Here is a 3,727-nt window from a genome sequence, read left to right as displayed (position 1 = left end):
CCTATACGCAGGCGCTGCTCGCGGCGATCCCGATCCCGAGTCCGGCTGGCCGTCAGCCGAAAGTTCTTCTGCAGGGCGACATTCCAAGTCCGGCCGCCCCACCCCCAGGCTGCCGTTTCAACACACGATGCCCGCACGCGAAGGCACTCTGTCGCGAAAAGCATCCCGAGCTCGAGACGGCGCCGGGCGGCCGTCAGGTCGCCTGTCATTTTTGGCGCGAAATTCAGAGCGCCGGCGCGAGTCCGATGACTGCGCCGCCGCAAAGTCACGCGCTGGCGAAGCGGCTGGCGCTCTACGAAACTTGGCGTGAACGGCAGGATAAGCCTGTCGCGCCAGGCCCTTAATCCAGAGAGAACAGAGGACGGACAATATGAGGTACTTGTCTTTGGCGGCGCTCGCCGCCGGGTTGCTGATGACCAGTGCGGTCTCGGCGCAAACCTTGCGCATCGGTCTCCAAGAGGACCCGGATGTACTCGACCCGCACCGCGCACGGACCTTCGTCGGTCGAATCGTGTTCGCATCGTTGTGCGACAAGCTCGTCGACATCACGCCCGATCTCAAATTCGTCCCTGAGCTCGCGACGGCCTGGCAATGGAACGACGACGGCAAGGCGCTGACGTTCAAACTTCGGCCCGGCGTCAAGTTCCATGATGGCGAAGCAATGAACGCTGCGGCGGTGAAAGCCAATCTCGACCGGGCCCGGACCTTGCCGGACAGCCTGCGCAAGAGCGAACTGACCTCCGTCGAAAGCGTCGATGTCGTCGACGACCTGACGGTTTCGGTCAAGCTGTCGCGGCCTGACGCGACCCTGTTGTCGCAGCTCTCCGATCGCGCCGGCATGATGCTGTCTCCCAAGGCTTTCGCCTCGGCGGAATTCGGACAGAAACCGGTCTGCTCGGGCCCGTTCAAATTCGTCGAGCGTGTGCAGAACGATCGCATCGTACTCGAGCGTTTCAAGGAGCACTGGAACGCCAAGGAGTTCAATTTCGATCGCGTCGTCTTCACACCGATTCCGGACACCACCGTGCGCCTCGCCAACCTGCGCGCCGGGGATCTCGACATGTTGGAGCGCTTGGCGCCGAACGATATTTCGTCGGTCAAGGGGGACTCGAAACTGACGTTTGCCCCCGTAACCGGCATCGGCTACCAGGGCTTCACCATCAACACCAACAACGGCGACCGCGCGAAGAACCCGCTTGGCAAGGACAAACGGGTACGCCAGGCCTTCGAACTGGCGATCGACCGTGACGTCATCAACGAAGTCGTCGGCCAGGGCATCTTCACGCCGGCTGGGCAACCCTTCCCGCTCGCGAGCATCTACGCCAACGAAAAGTATGGTCCGCGCAAGCGGAATGTGGAAAAGGCGAAGCAGCTCCTGAAGGAGGCCGGCTTCGACCGCGTGAAGTTCGAGATCGCGTTCGGCAACAGCACGACGACGCAGCAGATCAATGAAATCGTCCAGGCCATGGCGGCCGAGGCGGGCTTCGATATCTCACTGCGGCCGACCGAGTTCGCCGCTCTTCAGAAGGAAGCGCAAGGCGGCAACTTCGACGTCAACCAGATCGGCTGGTCCGGTCGCGTCGATCCTGACGGCAATATTCACCAGTTCGTGACCTGCAAAGGTGGTCTAAACGATGGAAAATATTGCAACGCTGAGGTCGATCGTCTCTTGAACGAGGCACGCGTCACCAACGACGAAGCCAAGCGCAAGCAACTCTATGATTCCGCGCAGGCGATCCTCCAGGACGAATTGCCCATCGTCTACGCCTATTATCAAACCTGGCCGTTCGTGCATTCCAAGAAGGTACAAGGCTTCAAGCCGTATCCCGATGGCATGATCCGTCTCAAGGGCGTGAAGTTCGCGTCCTAAACTCGTCGACCGCGTGCCCGGCCAGGAGCCGGGCACGTCCTCTCACGCATACCGAGGTTGCCCGGCGTCATGCTTCGCTACATCGCTCGACGTTTTGCGATCGCCATCCCGACACTTCTGATTGTGTCCGTGCTGGTGTTCACGCTGCAGCAATTGCTGCCCGGCGACCCTGTTCTCACCATGGCGGGCGAAGAGCGGGACCCGGAGGTCCTCGCCTTCCTGCGCGACAAGTACCGCCTCAATGATCCGATTCCAGTGCAATACTTCGCCTGGTTGGGACAGGTTCTGCAAGGCAATCTGGGTATTTCCCTGCGCACCGATATTCCGGTGCTTCATCTCGTGCTCACCAAGCTTCCGGTGACGCTCGAACTCGCCATCCTTGCCATGATCGTCGCGCTTCTGATCGGCATTCCCGCCGGGATCATCTCGGCGGTCAAGAAGGGCACGACGGTCGATTACGCGGCAAACGTGGTCGCGTTGTCCGGCCTATCCATTCCCAATTTCTGGCTCGGCATCCTATTGATCATGTTGGTCTCCGTGCGCTGGCAGCTCCTGCCCGCGTCGGGCTTCGTTTCGCCCAGCGAGGATCTTTGGCTCAACATCAAGACGATGATCATGCCGGCGATCGTGCTCGGAACGGGCCTTGCCGGGAGCCTGATGCGCCATACGCGCAGCGCCATGCTTGGTGTGCTGAGATCGGACTACATCAGGACCGCGCGCGCGAAGGGACTTCTCTCTCGCGCCGTCATCCTTAAACACGCATTGCGCAATGCGCTCATCCCGATCGTCACGCTCTCCACTCTCCTCTTTGGCGAGTTGCTCGCGGGCGCTGTTTTGACGGAGCAGATCTTCACGATTCCAGGGTTCGGGAAACTGGTGGTCGACGCCGTGTTCAACCGCGACTACGCAGTGGTACAAGGCGTCGTGCTTTGCACCGCGGTCGGCTTCATCGCGATGAATCTTCTCGCCGATGTTCTCTATGTTCTGGTCAATCCCCGCTTGAGGCACAGCAAATGACAATGGCCATTGCGGAGCAGATCGCACTCCCGAAAAAGCGCAGTCGCGCAATCGGCAAATTTTTTAAGAACCACAGCGCCCTCCTGGGCGGACTGATCGTGCTTTTCTTCGTCATCGCGGCGATCGTCGCCCCGCTGGTCGCCCCGTTCGATCCGATCAAGCCGAGTTTCTCCAGCATCCGCAAAGCGCCGTCCGCGATGTTCTGGTTCGGAACCGACGAACTCGGCCGCGACATGCTTTCGCGCATGCTGTGGGGTGCACGTGCCTCCCTGATGGCAGGCGTCGTTTCCGTGGCGATTGCCGTCGTTCTCGGAGTGCCGTTCGGACTGCTTGCCGGGTATTTCGGGGGCTGGATCGATGCCACGATCTCCCGCGCGACCGAGGCGTTGCTCGCCATCCCCTTCCTCATCCTCGCTATTGCCCTCGCCGCTTTTCTGGGACCAAGTCTTACAAACGCGATGATCGCCATCGGCTTGTCCGCCATGCCGATTTTTGTTCGGCTCACGCGCGCCCAGGTCTTGACCGTCAAAGCCGAAGACTATGTCGAAGGCGCGCGGGCGATCGGGTTGCCGGATTTCTGGATCATCGTCCGCTACATTTTCCCGAACGTGCTGCCGCCGATCCTCGTGCAGGGTACGCTGACCATCGCAACGGCGATCATCGCGGAGGCGAGCCTTTCTTTCCTTGGCCTCGGGCAGCAACCGCCGAACCCGTCCTGGGGCTCTATGCTCAACACGGCGAAGAACTTCATGGAGCAGGCGCCTTGGATGTCGGTTTTTCCCGGCAGCGCGATCTTCCTGATCGTGCTCGGCTTCAATCTCCTCGGCGACGGCCTGCGTG

The 3,727-nt window shown here is 60.8% G+C and carries 4 protein-coding genes; all 4 read left to right on the top strand.

Features of this window, described 5'->3' with window-relative positions; translation table 11 throughout:
* Nucleotides 1-344: oligopeptide/dipeptide ABC transporter ATP-binding protein (locus AC1DT3_RS14570; RefSeq protein WP_477465963.1), on the top strand; the 344-nt coding region annotated here is incomplete at its 5' end.
* 26 nt (nucleotides 345-370) lie between these two features.
* Nucleotides 371-1,870 (top strand): ABC transporter substrate-binding protein, encoded by a 1,500-nt coding sequence (locus tag AC1DT3_RS14565; protein WP_477465962.1) that lies wholly within the window; start codon nucleotides 371-373, stop codon nucleotides 1,868-1,870.
* A 69-nt stretch (nucleotides 1,871-1,939) separates the two neighbouring features.
* Nucleotides 1,940-2,887: an ABC transporter permease gene (locus AC1DT3_RS14560; RefSeq protein WP_477465961.1), complete on the top strand. Its 948-nt coding sequence runs from the start codon at nucleotides 1,940-1,942 to the stop codon at nucleotides 2,885-2,887.
* A 2-nt stretch (nucleotides 2,888-2,889) separates the two neighbouring features.
* A partial coding sequence (locus tag AC1DT3_RS14555; protein ID WP_477465964.1) for an ABC transporter permease occupies nucleotides 2,890-3,727 on the top strand: 838 nt, incomplete at its 3' end.

The sequence above is a fragment of the Microvirga sp. P4_G7 genome, from assembly GCF_056401005.1.
This window is presented reverse-complemented; position numbering and strand designations above follow the sequence as displayed.

Coding starts and splice junctions, on each gene's coding strand:
- AC1DT3_RS14565 (WP_477465962.1), top strand. CDS start 371: ATGAGGTACTTGTCTTTGGCGGCGCTCGCCGCCGGGTTGCTGATGACC.
- AC1DT3_RS14560 (WP_477465961.1), top strand. CDS start 1,940: ATGCTTCGCTACATCGCTCGACGTTTTGCGATCGCCATCCCGACACTT.